Annotated in this window: 14 protein-coding genes; 8 read left to right on the forward strand and 6 right to left on the reverse strand. The window is 57.8% G+C overall.

Features of this window, described 5'->3' with window-relative positions:
* Positions 1 to 183: 183 nt before the first annotated feature.
* Positions 184 to 1,299: an AI-2E family transporter gene (locus tag H8527_RS04105; protein WP_187545846.1), complete on the forward strand. Its 1,116-nt coding sequence runs from the start codon at positions 184 to 186 to the stop codon at positions 1,297 to 1,299.
* Between the two features lie 199 nt (positions 1,300 to 1,498).
* Here the strand turns inward: H8527_RS04105 and H8527_RS04110 are convergent, their stop codons facing one another.
* A complete protein-coding gene (locus H8527_RS04110) occupies positions 1,499 to 2,410 on the reverse strand; it encodes a nucleotidyltransferase (RefSeq protein WP_187545847.1) in 912 nt (303 codons plus the stop codon).
* Positions 2,411 to 2,553: 143 nt separating this feature from the next.
* Positions 2,554 to 3,243: a (d)CMP kinase gene (gene cmk, locus H8527_RS04115; RefSeq protein ID WP_187545849.1), complete on the reverse strand. Its 690-nt coding sequence runs from the start codon at positions 3,241 to 3,243 to the stop codon at positions 2,554 to 2,556.
* Positions 3,244 to 3,422: 179 nt separating this feature from the next.
* Here cmk and ndk point away from each other — a divergent pair, with 179 nt between their 5' ends.
* Positions 3,423 to 3,890 (forward strand): nucleoside-diphosphate kinase, encoded by a 468-nt coding sequence (gene ndk / locus H8527_RS04120; RefSeq protein WP_187545851.1) that lies wholly within the window; start codon positions 3,423 to 3,425, stop codon positions 3,888 to 3,890.
* Positions 3,891 to 4,060: 170 nt separating this feature from the next.
* Here the strand turns inward: ndk and H8527_RS04125 are convergent, their stop codons facing one another.
* A complete protein-coding gene (locus H8527_RS04125) occupies positions 4,061 to 5,476 on the reverse strand; it encodes an alkaline phosphatase (protein WP_187545852.1) in 1,416 nt (471 codons plus the stop codon).
* A 311-nt stretch (positions 5,477 to 5,787) separates the two neighbouring features.
* Between H8527_RS04125 and H8527_RS04130 the strand changes: the two genes are divergently transcribed.
* From H8527_RS04130 to H8527_RS04145, 4 genes are all read left to right on the forward strand, one after another.
* On the forward strand, positions 5,788 to 8,460 hold the full coding sequence (locus H8527_RS04130; protein ID WP_187545854.1) for a substrate-binding domain-containing protein: 2,673 nt from the start codon (positions 5,788 to 5,790) through the stop codon (positions 8,458 to 8,460).
* A gap of 109 nt (positions 8,461 to 8,569) precedes the next feature.
* On the forward strand, positions 8,570 to 9,688 hold the full coding sequence (prfB, locus tag H8527_RS04135) for a peptide chain release factor 2 (protein ID WP_187545856.1): 1,119 nt from the start codon (positions 8,570 to 8,572) through the stop codon (positions 9,686 to 9,688).
* Between the two features lie 55 nt (positions 9,689 to 9,743).
* Complete coding sequence (locus H8527_RS04140) at positions 9,744 to 9,884, forward strand: hypothetical protein (protein ID WP_187545858.1); 141 nt, start codon at positions 9,744 to 9,746, stop codon at positions 9,882 to 9,884.
* Positions 9,885 to 9,890: 6 nt separating this feature from the next.
* Entirely contained in the window at positions 9,891 to 10,358 is a 468-nt protein-coding gene (locus tag H8527_RS04145) for a CYTH domain-containing protein (RefSeq protein WP_187545859.1), read from the forward strand.
* Positions 10,359 to 10,776: 418 nt separating this feature from the next.
* Here the strand turns inward: H8527_RS04145 and H8527_RS04150 are convergent, their stop codons facing one another.
* The 3 genes from H8527_RS04150 to nadB are packed head-to-tail and all read right to left on the reverse strand — an operon-like array spanning position 10,777 to position 15,637.
* Positions 10,777 to 12,990 (reverse strand): hypothetical protein, encoded by a 2,214-nt coding sequence (locus H8527_RS04150; protein ID WP_187545861.1) that lies wholly within the window; start codon positions 12,988 to 12,990, stop codon positions 10,777 to 10,779.
* A 12-nt stretch (positions 12,991 to 13,002) separates the two neighbouring features.
* Positions 13,003 to 14,031, reverse strand: a complete 1,029-nt coding sequence (locus H8527_RS04155) for a hypothetical protein (protein ID WP_187545862.1) — start codon at positions 14,029 to 14,031, stop codon at positions 13,003 to 13,005.
* A gap of 22 nt (positions 14,032 to 14,053) precedes the next feature.
* Positions 14,054 to 15,637, reverse strand: a complete 1,584-nt coding sequence (gene nadB, locus H8527_RS04160; protein WP_187545864.1) for an L-aspartate oxidase — start codon at positions 15,635 to 15,637, stop codon at positions 14,054 to 14,056.
* A 275-nt stretch (positions 15,638 to 15,912) separates the two neighbouring features.
* On the opposite strand from nadB, the gene tyrS reads away from it, so the two are divergent.
* Together tyrS and gpmA are read left to right on the forward strand one after the other, a co-directional pair.
* Positions 15,913 to 17,208, forward strand: coding sequence for a tyrosine--tRNA ligase (gene tyrS, locus H8527_RS04165; RefSeq protein WP_187545866.1), 1,296 nt, complete (start codon positions 15,913 to 15,915; stop codon positions 17,206 to 17,208).
* A gap of 25 nt (positions 17,209 to 17,233) precedes the next feature.
* Entirely contained in the window at positions 17,234 to 17,980 is a 747-nt protein-coding gene (gpmA, locus tag H8527_RS04170; protein ID WP_187545867.1) for a 2,3-diphosphoglycerate-dependent phosphoglycerate mutase, read from the forward strand.
* The last annotated feature ends 5 nt before the right edge of the window (positions 17,981 to 17,985 follow it).

Here is a 17,985-nt window from a genome sequence, read left to right on the forward strand (position 1 = left end):
CAAAATTAATGGATACTATATTTGTTCCCATTTTTCGTCAAGTCGTCTTTGTCAAGAAGGAGTGTAGCGAGCTACACGAGGGATGAACAAAGGCGAGATGGCGGAGCAGGGAAACAAAGATGGTGTCAGAGTAGAGGACTCCCTACGCAGAAGATGGTTACGATTAATTTTGAAGATCTAATTATGTCCTTTCTCTCAACCCCGATTACTTTCGACCGCTTCGTGCGCGGTCTGCTCTTTTTGGCCGGTGCCGCCGTGCTCATTGCGGCGCTGCGCTGGCTGAGTCCGGTGCTCATCCCCTTTCTGGCGGCATGGGCTTTGGCATGGATACTCATCCCTGTGGTCCACTTCTTTCAGTACACCTGCCGTCTGCGTTCGCGCGCTTTGTCGGTGGGCGTCACCCTCTCGCTGGCGGTTGCGGTGATGGTGCTGCTGGCGTGGTGGGCGATGCCGATGGTCATCGACGGGCTCACGCACATCAAAGACGCCACGTTGCGCTACCTGCAAAGCGATGCCAAAACGCTCCAGCTGCCCGAATGGCTGCGACACTATGTGGAAGAAGGCGTGGCGGCACTGCGCTTGGAGGAGATGCTGCGCGAAGGCAAACTGATCTCAGCGCTGCGCAATGCGCTGCCGCACGTCTGGGGGGTGTTTCTCTCCACGGTCGATGTGGTGATGGGCTTGACCTCAGTGTTTTTCAGTGTGCTCTACCTCCTCTTTCTGCTCATCGACTACGAGCGTTTCTCCACCGGCTGGTTGGCCTATATGCCGCAACGCAGCCGTCACTTCCTCAGCGAACTGGCACACGACATTGCCCACCACATGCGCGGCTACTTTCGAGGTCAGGCCCTCATCGCGCTGTGGAATTGCATGATGTTCTCCCTCGGTTTTTGGATTATCGGACTGCCGATGCCCATTGGGATGGGCTGTTTCGTGGGGTTGATTAGTTTTGTGCCTTACGTTCAGGTGGTGGGCTTCCTGCCCGCTGCGTTGCTCGCACTGCTCCAAATGGCGGAGACGGGCCGTTCGTTCTGGATGCTCATGCTGCTGGTGCTGGTGGTCTATGTGGTGGTGCAAATCATCCAGGACGTGTTCATCACCCCGCGCATCATGGGCGGCATCATGGGGTTGCGACCGGCCATCATCCTCCTCTCCCTCTCGGTGTGGGGGTTCATAGGCGGCATCCTCGGCCTGGTGGTGGGATTGCCGCTCACCACCATCCTCATCGACTACTATCGGCGCTACCTCGTCCCACCCACGGCAGAGGAGACTGTTCCTCAAGAGGGCAAAACCGAATAGCCGCAGTAGGTCGCAAAGTACTGGTAAACCAGCCATGTGGGGACGAAAGTTTGTTTTCCTTCCCTCATCAAGACAGCAACGTCCTTTCTCTACTCAATACAGCAACAGCCCGATGGTGCAAGAGGTGCACCATCGGGCTGTTACTATTGGAGGAGGAAAAGGCGGAGGTGGCGCACTGAACACCGACCTGCGGCCTTACTTAAAACATCTTTTCGGGATAGACACCTTCGGCCCCGAGACGAGCAAACTTTTCCACGACTTCGGGACGGTCCTCGGGATAGGTGACACCGAACCACTTAGAGGTGGTATCGAGCACTTCACAGGTCGCTTGGCCGTTGCGGATGAGGTGGTCGACCATAAGGGGAATGAAAAACTCGCTCTTCAAGTTTTCCATGTTCTTCGGGTCGGAGAGGAACGTCTTGAAGAAAGCTTCGGAGTGGGCAAAATAGTCAGGAGTGAAGCCCCAGAAGTTCATCGAGACGGGGGTGGTGTCGGGGATGCCCACCCACTTGTCGTTTTCGTCGAGAAACTCTACCTGTCCGTTGTGACGCTCAATCTTGGTGCGTTCCACCACGGAGGTGAGGAGGTGGTCGGCGTTCATTTCACACACACCGCGGCTCACGGTGCCACTCTCAGAGAGGGTATTGCCCACACGGAAACCCACCATGGCGTAGCGGCCGGTGCTGCCTTCGGGAAGCTCGGAGAGGAACTTGCCCATCACGCGGAAGGAGTCGCGGTCGTAGAAGTCGTCGCAGTTGAGCACGGCAAAAGGCTCTTTGATGACACCGGCGCCCATCATCACAGCGTGGTTGGTGCCCCAAGGCTTTTGGCGGTCGGCCGGGCAGGTGAAGCCTTCGGGGAGCGCATCGAGCGACTGGAACACGAGTTCGCAAGGGATTTTGTCTTGATATTTGGTGAGCACGATGTTGCGGAAGTCTTCTTCGAAATCCTTACGGATGACGAAAACGAGCTTGCCGAAACCGGCATGGATGGCATCGTAGATGGAATAGTCCATGATGGTTTGCCCCTGAGGGCCGAGGGTGTCGAGCTGCTTGAGGCCGCCGTAACGGCTTCCCATTCCTGCAGCGAGGAGAAAGAGAGTGGGTTTCATGATGATTATGAGGGGTAAATGTTTGTTCTTATGGAAGGCGGTGGCCGAGAACTACCGCAAAGTTAACAATTCTTGCTGAAACGAAAGTGCTTCGCCGGTAGTTTTTTTTGCTGCCTCATCCTCAGGTTGTGTCAGAAAGAGGGTCACTGCACGGCCTCGTGGAAGCGTTCGAGAAGCCATTGACTTTGCTCTTCGCGCGTAAGGTGTGAGTTGTCAAGCACGAGGGCATCGTCGGCTTGGCGCAGCGGGTTGAGCGCGCGATGGGTATCGATGTAATCGCGCTCTTGGACGTTGCGCAGAATGTCGTCGTAGGACGCCGGCATCCCCTTGGCCTGGAGCTCGTCGTAGCGACGCCGGGCACGCACTTCGGCCGAAGCGGTGACGAAGATTTTGAGTTCGGCGTCGGGGAACACCGCCGTGCCGATGTCGCGGCCGTCCATCACGATGCCTTTGGTTTCGCCCATCTGCTGCTGGAGCTGCGTCATGGCTTCACGCACAAAAGGCAGCGCGGCCACCGGACTCACCTGACGGCTCACCTCGATGGAGCGGATGGCTTCCTCCACGCATTCCTCGCCGAGGTAGGTGAGGGGGAGGTTTGTCGCCGGATCGAGGCGGAAATTCACGCGGATGTTGGGCATCTCGCGGTGCAGCCCTTCGGCATCGACGCTGTCGTCGGGCAGAAAGAGGTGGTGGCGCTGCGCATAGAGGGTGACAGCACGGTACATCGCACCGCTGTCGACGTAGATATAGCCCACTTCGCGCGCCAGCTGTTTAGCCATCGTGCTCTTGCCACAAGAACTGTGGCCATCGATGGCAATCACGATTTTTTTCATATCAAGGTTTGGAGTTTAAGCAAAAAAAGAAGGGGCTTTCGGCCCGGGCGAAGCAAAGTTAGCGCTTTCTTTTGGGATAGGCAGGGAGAAAAGGAGAAAAACATTTGTTCAGTTTCCACTTTCTCCCTATATTTGCGTTTGTATTCTCGCATTATTCATCTCTAAAATACCATAATACTATGGCACTCGAAAAGACCCTCGTACTCCTCAAGCCCTGCGCCGTGCAACGCGGCATCATGGGCGAAGTTCTCAACCGCTTCGAAAAGAAAGGACTGCGCGTGTGCGGCATGAAGATGATGCAGCTCACCGATGCCCTCCTCTCCGAGCACTATGCCCATCTCTCCGAAAAGCCCTTCTTCCAGCGCGTGAAAGACAGCATGATGACCGCGCCCGTTGTGGCGCTGGCGCTCGAAGGCGTGGATGCCATCGAAGCCGTGCGCACCATCGTGGGCCCAACCACAGGACGTAAAGCCCCGGCCGGCACCATCCGCGGCGACTACAGTATGTCGTTCCAAGAGAACATTGTCCACGCCAGTGACAGCCCCGAGACGGCCGCCGTGGAACTCCGCCGCTTCTTTGCTCCGGGCGAGATTTTCGACTACAAACTCGCTTACTTCGATTTCCTCTATGCCAATGATGAGTTTTGAGGTCGTCTGATTGACACCAAACAGCCATCCTCCATAAGGGATTCTTCCCCGACAGAAAAACTCCCCACCACATCGGCCGATGTGGTGGGGAGTTGCTGTTGAGGCACCGCCATGAGCGTCAAGACGGATGCGTCGAAAAATTTGGGTAAGGAGATGACAGAACGATGAAGTCACTGCATCTCATATCGCGCAATCTTGGCAATCGTCTTAGGGATTTCGGTGTTGTCGATGCGGCCGCGGAAGGCTTCGGCACCGGCACCGACGGCAAAGACGGGAACGTAGCCGTTGGTGTGGCCGCCCGTGGTCCAGCCGATGTGAGCGTGGGCGCTCATGCACTCTTTGGCGCGGGCTGCGAGCATACATTCAGAGGCATAGAGGCTTTCGGCCGCCTTGTCCGTGCCGTCCACCATGGCTTGGTAGGCATCGCGGAGGGCTTTTTCTTCCTTTTGGGTAATCTTGATGTGCTTCCAAAAACCAAAGTTTTCCTCCAAATCGCGGCGCACCAGTTCCCAGGTGAAGTCTTTTCCTTTTTCCTTGCGGAGCTGCTTGAGGTGGGTGCTGTACTCGTAGCTGCTCATGCGTTGCAGACTGAGGTTGCGGGTGTGGAGGGTGTAGTCGCCCGTGCCGAGGCCGAGGCCGCCGGTTTCGTGGTCGGCGGTGATGAGGATGAGCGTCTCGTCGGGGTGCTGCTCGTAAAATTCATAAGCCACGCGGATGGCCTCATCGGTGTCGATGACTTCGCGCACCATGGCCGCGGGGTCGTTGGTGTGGCTCGCCCAGTCGATCTTTCCGCCCTCAATCATGCAGAAGAAGCGGTCGGGATTTTTCTTTTGCAGAAAAGTGATGGCAGCGCGGGTGATTTCGGCTAAAGTGAGGTCGCCCTTTTTGCGGTCGATGGCATAGGGAAGGCTCGCATTGTCGCGGCGGTTGGCGGCTTCGCTTTGGAGGAGAATCATGCGGTCGGCCTTGCGCTGGAGTTTTTGAAAATCCTTGTAGCCGTGAGCAATGGTGAACCCGGCATTGCGACAGAGTTGGTAGGTATCGGGGGCACCGGGCGTGGCGGGTGACGGCTTGAGGAAGTCGCTCCCGGCGAAGAAGTCGAAGTTGGAAGCGGCCAGTTCGCGTCCGATTTCCGCATACATCTTGCGGTGCTTTTGGTGGGCGTAGAAACAGGCGGGGGTGGCGTGGTCGACGCTCACGCTCGTGGCGATGCCCACGGCCGCACCGGCATTTTTCGCCCAAACGGCAATGGAGTTGATGGGGGTGATGCTGTCGGGCATCAGACCGACGCACTGGTTGTAGGTCTTGCGGCCGGTGGAGAGGGCCGTTCCGCCGGCGGCAGAGTCGGTGATGCCGTTGGTGTAGCTTTGGGTGTTGACCAGCGCCACGTTGGGAAAACTCGCGAAGAGCAACGGGCGGATGCCGATGCGCCCTTCGAGCGCGCCAAGGTAAGTTTCGGTGCAGTTCACTTGGTTGACGCCCATGCCGTCGCCGATGAAGTAGAACACGTACTTAGCGGTCGTTTGCGCCCATGCGCCGAGCGCGCCGAGGAGCACAAGAGTCAGAGAGAGAAGTGTGCGTTTCATTGAAATGAGAAGTTGTTGGGGATAGAAGTTGTCGTTGCTGCGAAAGTCCGCGCCCTCAGGAGCGTGGGTCGGCACTTTCGCTCGTGCAAAGTTACGTTTTTTTTAGAACACGTGTGCGCTTTTCTCCATTTTTTCGTCCATCGGCCGTTTTTCCGAGGCGTGCGGACTTTCATCACCGCTCCTTTTCATTAAGCTGATGATTGGTGCAACTTCAAAACTGGGCTGCATATGGGGCGATTTTTCAAGAATTAAAGCATCGGCTTGGTGCGATCAACATTTTTTTGTAGTTTTGCCGGGTCAAAATCTGTGTTATGAGACACTTCGCATTACCCTTCGCCTTACTCCTTCTGTTTTCCCTCCTTTGCCTCTCCTGCGCTCGAGAGGAGCGGCACTACGTGGTGGGCGTCTCACAATGCTCCGAAGACATCTGGCGCGACAAGCTCAACGAAGAACTGCGGATGGGGGAGTACTACCACAACAACCTCACCCTGCACATCGCATCGGCCAACGACAACGATCGGCGGCAGATTGCGCAAATCGATGAGTTCATCGCCCAGAAGGTCGATTTGCTCATCGTCTCGCCCAACCAGTTGCACACCATTTCGCCCGCCATCGAACGCGCCTATGCGGCCAAAATCCCCGTCATCCTCTTCGACCGCAAGACCGACTCAAAGAAGTACACCGCCTTCATCGGCGCTGACAACTACGAAATCGGGCGCACCATGGGGCGCTATCTAGCGCTGCAACTCGGCGGGCGCGGCAAGGTGGTGGAGGTGATGGGGCTGAAAGGGTCGTCGCCCGCCATCGAACGCCATCGCGGCATGATGGAGGCGCTCAAAGCCTATCCCGAGGTGAAGGTGGTGGGGCGCTGCCACGCCGACTGGCTGGAAGGGGCGGCGCAGGCGCAGATGACCAAACTGCTCGCCACACTGCCCGACTTTGACGCCGTGGTGGGACAGAACGACCGCATGGCCGTCGGAGCACGCAAGGCAGTGGAGGCGGCCGGACGCGGGCACGACATCATCTATATGGGCATCGACGCGCTCCCCGTGGCGGGCGGCGGACTGGAGCAGGTGCGCGACGGCGGACTGCGCGCTTCCTACATCTATCCCACTCGCGGCGACTTGGTGGTGCGACTCGCCATGAACATCTTGGAGGGCAAGCCCTACGCCCGCGACAACTACTTGAAGTCGGCCCTCGTGACGAAGGAGAACGCGTCCCTCCTTCTCATGCAGGACGAAGAGCTCCGGCAGCAAAGTGCAAAGCTCGCCGTGCTGCGCGGTCGGGTGGACACCTATTTCACGCAGTATCAGCACCAGAAGGTCTACCTCGCGTTCATCGTCATCATCTTCCTCTTGATTTTGGGCGTACTCTTCGGGCTGTACCGCTACATTTCGATGAAGCACCGTCTCGTGGAAGCAGCGACACAAGCCCGATTGCAGTTTTTCACCAACCTGAGCCACGAGTTTCGCACACCCCTCACGCTCATCATCGACCCTATCGACCGCCTGCTCGACGACACGCCTCTCGACGACCAGCAGCGCTCGCTCCTCCAACTAGCGCGACGCAACGTGCGTGTGTTGTTGCGGCTCGTCACGGAAATCCTCGATTTGCGCAAGGTGCAGAATGGCAAGATGCAGCTCGTGCTCACGGAGTTTGACCTGCGCGAGCAGTTGCAGGAGTGGGTGAATGGCTTCATGCCCGCCTTTGAGCGCCGCGGCCTGTTGCTCCACCTCGACCTGCCCGATGCGCTACCCATGCGCGCCGATGCCGAAAAGACGGAACAGATGCTCAACAACCTCCTCTCCAACGCCATCAAGTTCACCCCGCGCGGAGGCACCATCAGTGTGCGCGCCACTCTCGAAGATGGGCAGGTGCGCATCGTGGTGGCCGACACGGGAGTGGGCATCGCCAAGTCACGCTTGTCGCACGTGTTCGACCGCTTCTACCAAATCAACGCCCACGACGGCAAAGGCACCGGCATCGGACTGGCCATTGTCAAGGCTTTTGCCGAACTCCAAGGCGGCAGCGTTTCGGTGGAGAGCCGCGAGGGCGAAGGCGCACGCTTCTGCATCGTCCTCCCCTGCCGGCAGGAAGGAGACTCGGAGGCCGACAACAAGGCCGAAACCACACCGCCCGCCGAAGCCTCCGACCATCGTCCCGAACCCGACTTTTTGGAGCCGGACGAGGGCACGTCTCCTACGCTTTCGCCTGAGACTGACCGTCTCACCAATCCCACGCCCCCCGAAGAGCGTCCCCTTGTGCTCATCGTGGACGACAACGAGGAGGTGCGGGAATATGTGCAGTCGCTCCTCGTGCCTCACTACGACATCCTCACAGCGGTCGATGGGGAAGAGGGACTATCGAAGGCACTGGCCCGAGTGCCCGATGCCATTATTGCCGACGTTTCGATGCCGGGCATGAGCGGCATCGACCTGTGCCGCCGCCTCAAAGCCGATGCCATCGTGGGGCACATCCCCATCCTCCTCCTCACCGCCCACGCCCAGCACCGCCTCGAAGCCTACGACTGCGGCGCCGATGCCTATTTGCTCAAACCTTTCAGCAGCAAGGTGTTGCTGGCCCGCGTGCAAAACCTCCTCAGCAACCGCCAACGCCTCAAACTGGTGTTCTCCGGTGAAGACAACCTGCCGCCCAAGCCTGCCGATGCCGACGAAGCTTTTGTCCGCGCCTTCCGCGACAAGGTGCAGCAGCACATGGCCGACCCCGATCTCAACGTCGAAACCATTGCAGCCGAAATGGGCATGAGCCGCGTGCAGCTCTACCGCAAACTCAAAGCCCTCACCGGCAACAGTCCCGTGGAGCTCATCCGCACCACGCGCCTCCGCCGTGCCGACCTCATGCTCCGACAGGGCGGCCGCACCATCGCCGAGGTGAGCTACGAGGTGGGCTTCTCCTCCCCCTCCTATTTCTCGAAGTGCTTCAAAGAACATTTCGGACGTTCGCCGGGCACCAAGCCGGCGTGAGGATGGGCTAAAGGGCGCTTCTCAGCCTTCCAAAATGCGTTTTTCAGGGTTTCTTTTTGTAAAGCCACAGTTTTCTCGTACCTTTGTAGACGAAAAGAAATTACAGACAATGATTACAGCCGAACAACTCAAAGCCGTCCACGACCGCGTGGCGCAACTCCACCGATACCTTGACATCGACGCCAAGCAGATGCAATACGAAGAAGAGCAACTCCGCACGCAAGACCCCGCTTTCTGGGACGACCGCGAGCGGGCCGAAGAGCAAATGAAGCTCGTCAAGGGCATCGAAAAGTGGATTGTAGGCTACAAGGAAGTGAAGTCGCTGGCCGAAGAGTTGCAACTCGCCTTTGAGTTCTACAAGGACGAGATGGTGAGCGAGGAGGAAGTCGACGCGGCCTATACTAAAGTGATTTACGCCCTCGAAGCCCTCGAACTCAAAAATATGCTCCGCCAGGAAGAAGACGCCATGGCCTGCGTGCTGAAAATCAACTCCGGTGCCGGCGGCACAGAGGCGCAAGACTGGGCCTCTATGCTCATGCGTATGTACCTGCGCTATGCCGAGGCCAATGGCTACAAGACCACCATCTGCAACCTGCAAGACGGCGACGAAGCGGGCATCAAAACCGTGACGATGGAGATAGAGGGCGACATGGCCTACGGCTACTTGAAGAGCGAAAACGGTGTGCACCGTCTGGTGCGCGTCAGCCCCTACAACGCGCAGGGGAAGCGCATGACCTCGTTTGCCTCGGTGTTCGTCACCCCGCTCGTCGACGACTCCATCGAAGTCTACGTCGATCCCGCCTGCGTGAGCTGGGACACCTTCCGTTCGGGCGGTGCCGGCGGTCAGAACGTCAACAAAGTGGAGACGGGTGTGCGCCTGCGCTACCAATACAAAGATCCCGACACGGGCGAGGAGGAAGAAATCCTCATCGAAAACACCGAGAGCCGCAAACAGCTCGAAAACCGCGAAAACGCCATGCGCCTGCTCCGCTCCCAACTCTACGACCGCGCCCTTCAAAAGCGCAAAGCCGCTCAAGCCAAGATTGAGGCCGGCAAGAAGAAAATCGAATGGGGCTCGCAAATCCGCTCCTACGTCTTCGACGACCGCCGCGTCAAGGACCACCGCACTAACTTCCAGACTTCGGACGTGAACGGCGTGATGGACGGCAAGCTCGACGGCTTCATCAAGGCCTACCTCATGGAGTTTTCCGGCAACGAGGAGGAGTAAGCCGCCGCCCTCCTCCATCCTTCCCCAGCACCATAACTCCCTAATCCATACTGCCATGAAACGCAAAATCATCCCCCTCCGCAAGCAGCGGCGCGCGGCCCGTGAGGCCGAACAAGGACGCCGCGTCATCGTGTCCATCATTGCCGTTTTGGTCTTTTTCATGGTGCTCGCCATCATCGCCTACACCGTGCTCTAATCCCCTATGCCTCTCGAAATCGAACGCAAATTCTTGGTGCGCGGCGACTACAAGTCGCAAGCCACCGCCCATGCCCACATCTGTCAGGGCTACATCTGTGCACAGCCCGGGCGCACGGTGCGCGTACGGCTGCGCGACGACCGCGGATTTCTCACCATCAAAGGGCCATCGGCCGACGGCGGTCTCTCGCGCTACGAGTTTGAGCACGAAATCAGTGCCGCCGAGGCGCGCGACCTGCTCCACCTCTCCGAAACGCCCGTCATCGACAAGGTGCGCTGGCTCGTCCCCGTGGGAGCACACATCTTTGAGGTCGACGAATTTCACGGCGACAACGAGGGCCTTGTGGTGGCCGAAGTGGAATTGCAACACCCCGACGAGCCTTTCGACCGCCCCGACTGGTTGGGACAGGAAGTCACCGGCGACCGCCGCTACTACAACGCAGCGCTCACCCGCTGCCCCTACTCCACGTGGTGACCCTTCGCCACGGCCTTTGACCGACATTCCCATCGTTCACGCTCCGAGCGTGGTCGATGGGAATGTCGTTTTTTTGTATCCACCCCGAAACGAAGTTCCTCTCATCTTCGGAAAAAGTCATTTTCCTCAGAAGAAAAGTTACGTAAGCACCGCCCAAACTATAAACCAAGCTTTGGTTTATATAAACCAAGCTTTGAATTACACAAACCAAACCTTGAATTACATAAACCAAACCTTGGTTTATAGAATACATCAAAGGAAATCAACTTTGCGCGCCGCTCAGCCCACTTTGAAAAGGAGAGGGGCAAGCTCCTTCCGGCAGCCTCGATGCTCCACAAGGGGCCTCCACAAAAAAAAGCTCCTGCACCCACCGAAATGGTGGTGCAGGAGCTGAGACGGGAGGAAGCGGTGGTCCGCGTCAGTCAAACAGGTTGTCGGCCGCAGACGGCATTTTGCCTTTGGAGGAGTTCTTACCCTTTTTTCCAAATTGTCGGCCGAAGTCGGTGAGGACGTCGCAATAGGTCACGTAATGGGGCAGGACTTTGTGCGTGCGCTTCCAGCGGTAGAGGTCGAGCATCGCTTTGAACTGCCTCGATTGCGGTTTCCACTGCCAGATGAGGTCGTAGTTTTCGTTGTATTCTGCGACGCACATCGGGTCAAGGGGGATGAACGCCTCGGCATAGAGCACCTTCACGCGTAAATCCGGGTCGGTCGTGGTGCGTGCCGCTTTGAGATAGTGGAGTGCGAGGTCGGCCAGGTCGACCGCCCCGATGGGCGTTGGTTCGGCCGCACTTTTGCCGTAGTGACTGAGAAACCAGCAGTCGCCGTGGCAGGAGGATTGGTAGAGTGCGGAGGCGAGGCGGTAGGCTGTGGCGCAGCGCGCTTCGCCGGCAGGTTGCGCTTTGAAGTCGGCTTCAAGTTGCACCATCTCGCGGCAGAAATCGAGTTTGACATTGCGCTGCAAGGAGGTAGGCGTTGGTTCGCCGCCGTAGTAGTCGTCGCGCAGAGGCTGACGTTTGAGCCACCTTTCCACCTTGTAAGAGCGGCGCGCAGCATAGTAGGCGATGTTCTGCCGATTGAGGAAAGCGAGCGAAATCGGCTCAAAGTGAGGAATGGCTTCGGCAAAACGGCCTTCACGAAGCAGATGCGTGCCGATGAGGTCGTTGAAATAGTCTCGATCGCGGCAGAGCGAGTCGAGCACCAAGGCTTCAAATCGGCTCGTGGGCTTGGCGTTGAGGTAGCGCACATAGTCCACCGTTTGGTCGGCCGATAGAGAATCGAGTTGCTGTGTGTAGTCGTTGGAGTAGGAGTAGGCAAATTGTTCCTCTTCGGTGTCCTCTACACGATATTTGATGTCGCTGTTCCACCCGAGCACAGCAACGGCAGCGTTGTGCAAGCCCTGTTGCTTGAATTTGGGATAGAGGATTTCGTAGACGATGCGGTCTTTCACACGCGCCATGTGTTCATCCCGATTGGCCATCTCGGTGAGCCATTTGACTTCGTCGACTTCGGTAGAAGCCGCGGCGAGCACACCCTCGGTGCTCCTCAGCACGATGTAGAGCCTCAGGGCGCGGGCGTTGCTTTGCATCAGCGTGGTGCCGTCGGCTTGCTGTGCGGCCTCGATGAGGGCAAGCGCGGTGGTGTAGTCCTTGTGGTAGGCGCTGAGCAGGGCCGCTGCCGACAGCCACATGGACGGCACGCGGGTGCGCTTCTCGCCGACCACCTTCTGCGCCCATCGGACAAAGTCGTCGGCCTCGGTGTAGCCCACCACGCGGCGGCCGATGGCACGCATCCAACCATCGGGCTCGTCTTGAACCTCCGCCCCACTCTCACGGATTTGGTCGAGCGTCTCCTGCGCATTGTTCACGAAGTCCTGCACGAGATAGGGGAGGAGCGGCGAGTTGGGGTTTTCGGCGTAGATGCGGCGGATGCCGGCCAAATTGCGCTCGTCGCGCACCGCCCAGCGCAAACTCTGCAGGTCGCCCTGTTCGGCATATATGTCCACAGCCTCGGCACGATGTCCCGTGCGGAGGAGTGCGCCGGCATAGAGGTTGCGCATCCAGGCTTTGTAAGGCGAGTCGGGGAGCGACTTTCCGGTGGTCTTCCAGAGGTCGACCACGTCCTGATAGCGTTTTTCCTCGAAAGCACAGCGTGCCTGCAAGAGGGCATATTGTGCGGCCAGGGTGCGCCCCCGATAGCCCCGTGCGGCAATGCCCACCTGCGCCAGTTGCGTGCGGGCCTGGGTCAGGGCTTCGGCCGTGGGATAGTCCCAGCTCTGAGGGTGGAGCGTGGCGATGGAGTGCTGATAGAGGGCAAGATTTTTGAGGTAGTCCAGCCGTTCGGTGTCGTGCTTTCGGCGCACGGCTGCAATAAGGGGATGGCTCGTGGTGTCCCATTGGGCAAAGTCGATGCGGTCGAAATCGAAGAGCTGGTAGCGGATGTCGTCGGTCGGACGGTCCACGTACCGAGCCCAGTCTTCGACCGTCTGCTCCAAAAAGGTGGGCTCTTCCCCGGCATCGGGGAGGATGCGATAGAGGTAGTAATTGTGGGTGATTTCGAAAATGCACGACGAAGCGGGCAGAGCGCTCCACAGCGTGAGGAGGAGCAAAAGTAAAGGGCGGACGACTTTCATGCCAGAACAGACTTAGGGGTGAAAAATGTGCCGGTAGTTTGCGGGCTTGTGGCGCACGATGTTGCGGCGGTCGAGCGGATAGAGGATGACCTGCCGGTGGAGCTCGGGCCGCAGACGCGACAAGCGGGCTTTGACGGCGAAAATCTCCTGTGGTTCGCTTTCGTGCACAAATATCGTATCACCTACATGAAGATGAACATCACTCTGAGCAGTGCTACCAACATAAGTACTCACATAGCGGCTTTGGCGCACGAGGTAGGTGCGGTCGTTCAGCGGTAGGAAGAGGGTCGAGTCACTAAGGTTGGCGTCATAAAGAAAACCCTTAAACCGACCTTCTCCCACCAGACGATTCCACCGAAAGTCGGGATAAGCCGCACAGAGTGGCAGGTCGTAGGTCGAGAGGTAGCGCTCGTAGGGGCGCACATCGCGGTGGTCGAGGATGGGGTTGCGGCCGGTGGGGTGGGTTGGGTCGGCGGTGTTGTAGAGCATCAGCACGCCATAGTCCACCGGCGGGGGCGTCATCGAGAGTTGGTGCAGACGGATGGTGGCCGAGAGGCCGACGCCACTCTCGCGCAGATGTTCGCGCATCTTTTCCAAGAAGTCGAAATAGGCCGCTTGGGAGCGCCCCGTCCAGTCGCAGTCTATCTGTATCTCGCGCACACCACGCACACCGTGGGTTTCGACCATTTGCAGAACGCGTTTGGCCACCTTCGTGGCAAAATCCTTGGGAGCATGACGCAGGCACGGCTCGGTGATGAACACCACCGGCACCACTTCCAGTCCATCGGGAAGAGACTGTGCAAATTGCAGCGTGGCCACGGGCATGGGCCGCGCATCGGCATCGAGGGCCACGTCAAAGAAGCGCACGTACATTTTCTTCACGCGATAGTGGCGGAGAAAGTCGCGCTCACACCCATCAAGGGAGAGTGTGGTGCGCCAGAAGTAGACCGAAGGTGCGGGCCGCGGCACCGACGGGTGATGCCGCTCACAAGCCGCCAGCAGAAGAGGCAGCAGAAGAAAGAAAAGCCATCGTTGAAGCATAAACAGAGCGCAGCGCCGGGGTTTAGATGGTTTTGTGAGGATAGTCGATGGTGTAGTGCAGGCCGCAACTCTCCTTGCGCTCCAGGGCTTGGCGCGTGATGAGGTAGCCCACGTTGATCATGTTGCGCAATTGGCACAGTTCGGTCGTGGCCGTGACGCGCTTAAAGAGTTCCTCGGTCTCTTCGTAGAGGAGATCGAGCCGCTCCCAGGCGCGATGAAGGCGCAAATCGGAGCGCACGATACCCACGTAGGCCGACATACACTGCCCCACTTCGCGCGCCGCCTGCGTGATGAGCACCCGCTCTTCGTTGGAGAGCGTCCCCTCGTCGTTCCATTCGGGGATGTCGTTGTGGAAGGTGTAGTCGTCGAGGTGCTGCAAGGAGTGTTGCGCGGCGGTTTCGGCATAGACCACGGCTTCAATCAAACTATTGGAAGCCAAGCGGTTTCCCCCGTGCAGCCCCGTGCAGGAACATTCGCCCAAGGCATAAAGGCGATGGATGCTCGAACAGCCGTTGAGGTCGACCTTGATACCGCCGCAGAGATAGTGGGCTGCGGGCGCTACAGGGATGTAGTCGCGGGTGATGTCGATGCCGATGGAGCGGCATTTGGCATAGATGTTGGGAAAATGGCGGCGCGTCTCTTCGGGATCTTTGTGGGTGACATCGAGGCAGACGTGGTCGAGCCCGCCGCGCTTCATTTCGGCATCAATGGCACGTGCCACGATGTCGCGCGGAGCGAGCGACAGGCGTTCGTCATATTTCTGCATAAACTCTTCGCCAGTGGGAAGGCGCAGGATACCCCCGTAGCCGCGCATCGCTTCCGTGATAAGATAGGCGGGGTGTGTTTCGGCAGGATTGTAAAGTACCGTGGGGTGAAACTGCACAAACTCCATATCTTGCACCGTGGCTTTGGCGCGGTAGGCCATGGCGATGCCGTCGCCGGTGGCGATGTTGGGGTTGCTCGTGGTGGAATAGACCGCACCGCAACCTCCGGTGGCCAAAATCGTAACCCGCGAGAGGAAGGTGTCGATTTTGCCCGTGGCTTCGTTGAGGATGTAGGCCCCGTAGCACTCGATGTCGGGCGTGCGGCGCGTCACCCCCATGCCGAGGTGGTGCTGGGTGATGATTTCAACGGCAAAATGATGCTCAAACAAAGTGATATTCGGCACAGCACGCACGGCGGCTATCAGTCCACGCTGAATTTCGTAGCCGGTGTCGTCGGCATGATGCAGAATGCGAAATTCCGAATGCCCTCCCTCGCGGTGGAGGTCGAAAGTACCATCGGGCGTACGGTCAAACTTTACGCCCCACTCCACCAGGCGGCGGATGCCTTCGGGAGCGCGCTCCACCACCAGGCGCACGGCTTCGGGGTCGTTGATGTGGTCGCCGGCGATGAGGGTGTCGGTGATGTGCTTTTCAAAATTGTCGACCGCCAAATTCGTGACGGCCGAAATGCCGCCTTGGGCTTTGGCGGTGTTGGCCTCGTCGATGGTGGTTTTGCAGACGAGGGCGATGCGGCGGTCGGGACGTGCGGCCGCCACTTGCAGGGCATAGCTCAAGCCGGCCACGCCCGAACCGATGACCAGAAAGTCAAATTGATGTGTCATGGGAGGAGTGAGATTGTACGACACAAAAGTAATCATTCTTTTTCGCTCAGCGAAAGATGCAACCACAAAATGCAACAAAAAACACCGCGAGACGAGAAAATAGATTAAAAACTTGGCAACCCCACGGATAAGTCGTACTTTTGCACCACATAGGCGCACTCCTCTTTTATGGGACGAACAGCCTTGAAGGACGTCGACCTGCGAGGCAAAACTGCCCACAGATTTCAGTCGGCACATAGGATCACTCACAACCACTCAAAAACAAAATACAATCGATGAATTTCGTAGAAGAACTTAAATGGCGCGGTATGCTCCATCAAATGATGCCGGGAACGGAAGAATTGTTTGACAAAGAGCAAGTTACCGCCTACGTGGGCATCGATCCCACGGCCGACTCCCTCCACATCGGGCACCTTTGCGGTGTCATGATGCTTCGCCACCTTCAGCAATCGGGACATAAGCCCCTCGCCCTCATCGGCGGCGCTACCGGTATGATTGGCGACCCATCGGGAAAAAGCGCCGAACGCAACCTCCTCAACGAAGAAACGCTGCGCCATAACATGGCTTGCATCAAAGCCCAATTAGCGCGCTTTCTCGACTTTGAAAGCGATGCTCCCAATGCCGCCGAACTCGTCAACAATTACGACTGGATGAAGGACTATTCCTTCCTCGACTTTGCACGCGAAATCGGAAAGTGCATCACCGTCAATTATATGATGGCGAAGGACAGCGTGAAGCGCCGTCTCAACGGCGAATTTGCCGAAGGTATGTCTTTTACCGAATTTACCTATCAGCTGCTCCAAGGCTATGACTTCCTCCACCTCTACCAAGAGAAGGGCTGCAAACTCCAAATGGGAGGCTCCGACCAATGGGGCAACATCACCACCGGAACGGAACTCATCCGCCGCAAGCTCGGCAGCGACAACGAGGCTTTCGCCCTCACCTGTCCCCTCATCACCAAAGCCGACGGTAAGAAGTTTGGCAAAACCGAGCAGGGCAATGTTTGGCTCGATCGCCACCGCACCACCCCCTATGCCTTCTATCAGTTCTGGCTCAATGTAGGCGATGAAGAAGCCGAACGCTACATCAAGATCTTTACCGACTTGAAGTGCGAAGAAATTGACGCCCTCATCGAGGAGCACCGCCAAGATCCCGGCCGACGCCTGCTCCAAAAGCGTTTGGGCGAAGAGGTCACCATTCTCGTACACGGCCGTGCCGACTACGAAATGGCGGTCGAAGCCACCAATATCCTCTTCGGAAAAGCCACGAAAGAAAGCCTCCTCAAACTCGATGAAGCCACCCTCCTCGCCGTCTTCGATGGTGTGGAGAAGTTTGAAGTCAGCCGCGACCAAGTGGTCGGTGCCAAAGCCGTAGATCTTTTGGCCGAAACCACAAAATGCTTCCCCTCAAAGGGCGAAATGCGCAAACTCACCCAAGGGGGCGGTGTGAGCCTGAACAAGGAAAAACTCACCGCTTTCGATCGTGAACTCACCGCCGACGATCTCCTCGACGGCAAATATCTCCTTGCGCAGAAAGGTAAGAAAAACTACTACCTGATTATCGTCAAATAACATATCATTCAAATACCCCTTACACATGAAAAGAATTGTTTTGCTCCGTCACGGAGAGAGCCAATGGAATCTCGAAAACCGCTTCACCGGTTGGACCGATGTAGACCTCACTGAAAAAGGTATGGGCGAAGCCCGCAAAGCCGGTCAAACCCTCAAAGATGCCGGATTTAAGTTTGGCATGGCCTACACTTCCTACCTCAAGCGTGCCATCAAGACGCTCAACAACGTGCTGGACGTGATGAACGAGGATTGGATTCCCGTGCAGAAGAGCTGGCGCTTGAACGAGAAGCACTACGGTATGCTCCAAGGTCTGAACAAGAGCGAAACCGCTGCCAAATACGGCGAAGAGCAAGTGCTTGTTTGGCGTCGCAGCTTCGACATCGCTCCCGATGCCATTGCCGAAGACGACAAGGAACGCAATGCCAAGTACGAAGCCCGCTACGCTGAAGTGGCCGACGCTGAACTGCCCCGCACCGAAAGCCTGAAGGACTGCATCGGCCGCACCCTCCCCTACTGGACGGCTGTGATTTTCCCCACCCTCAAGAAGGTAGACGATCTCCTCGTTGTGGCTCACGGCAACAGCCTCCGCGGTGTCATCAAGCACCTCAAAGGCATCAGCGACCAAGACATCATCAGCCTCAACCTTCCCACGGCACTTCCCTACGTCTTCGAGTTTGACGACGACCTCAACCTCGTGAAGGACTACTTCCTCGGCGATCCCGAAGAGATCAAGAAGCTCCAAGAAGCTGTGGCCAACCAAGGCAAGAAGTAAGCACT

The sequence above is a fragment of the Alloprevotella sp. Lung230 genome (genome assembly GCF_014385435.1).
Lineage (GTDB): Bacteria > Bacteroidota > Bacteroidia > Bacteroidales > Bacteroidaceae > Alloprevotella.

Bases quoted from the DNA above. Each gene is read 5' to 3' on its own strand.
- cmk (WP_187545849.1), bottom strand. From the start codon at position 3,243: ATGAAAAAAATCGTGATTGCCATCGATGGCCACAGTTCTTGTGGCAAG.
- H8527_RS04145 (WP_187545859.1), top strand. From the start codon at position 9,891: ATGCCTCTCGAAATCGAACGCAAATTCTTGGTGCGCGGCGACTACAAG.
- H8527_RS04155 (WP_187545862.1), bottom strand. From the start codon at position 14,031: ATGCTTCAACGATGGCTTTTCTTTCTTCTGCTGCCTCTTCTGCTGGCG.
- gpmA (WP_187545867.1), top strand. From the start codon at position 17,234: ATGAAAAGAATTGTTTTGCTCCGTCACGGAGAGAGCCAATGGAATCTC.
- ndk (WP_187545851.1), top strand. From the start codon at position 3,423: ATGGCACTCGAAAAGACCCTCGTACTCCTCAAGCCCTGCGCCGTGCAA.
- tyrS (WP_187545866.1), top strand. From the start codon at position 15,913: ATGAATTTCGTAGAAGAACTTAAATGGCGCGGTATGCTCCATCAAATG.
- nadB (WP_187545864.1), bottom strand. From the start codon at position 15,637: ATGACACATCAATTTGACTTTCTGGTCATCGGTTCGGGCGTGGCCGGC.
- H8527_RS04125 (WP_187545852.1), bottom strand. From the start codon at position 5,476: ATGAAACGCACACTTCTCTCTCTGACTCTTGTGCTCCTCGGCGCGCTC.
- H8527_RS04110 (WP_187545847.1), bottom strand. From the start codon at position 2,410: ATGAAACCCACTCTCTTTCTCCTCGCTGCAGGAATGGGAAGCCGTTAC.
- H8527_RS04140 (WP_187545858.1), top strand. From the start codon at position 9,744: ATGAAACGCAAAATCATCCCCCTCCGCAAGCAGCGGCGCGCGGCCCGT.
- H8527_RS04105 (WP_187545846.1), top strand. From the start codon at position 184: ATGTCCTTTCTCTCAACCCCGATTACTTTCGACCGCTTCGTGCGCGGT.
- H8527_RS04130 (WP_187545854.1), top strand. From the start codon at position 5,788: ATGAGACACTTCGCATTACCCTTCGCCTTACTCCTTCTGTTTTCCCTC.
- H8527_RS04150 (WP_187545861.1), bottom strand. From the start codon at position 12,990: ATGAAAGTCGTCCGCCCTTTACTTTTGCTCCTCCTCACGCTGTGGAGC.
- prfB (WP_187545856.1), top strand. From the start codon at position 8,570: ATGATTACAGCCGAACAACTCAAAGCCGTCCACGACCGCGTGGCGCAA.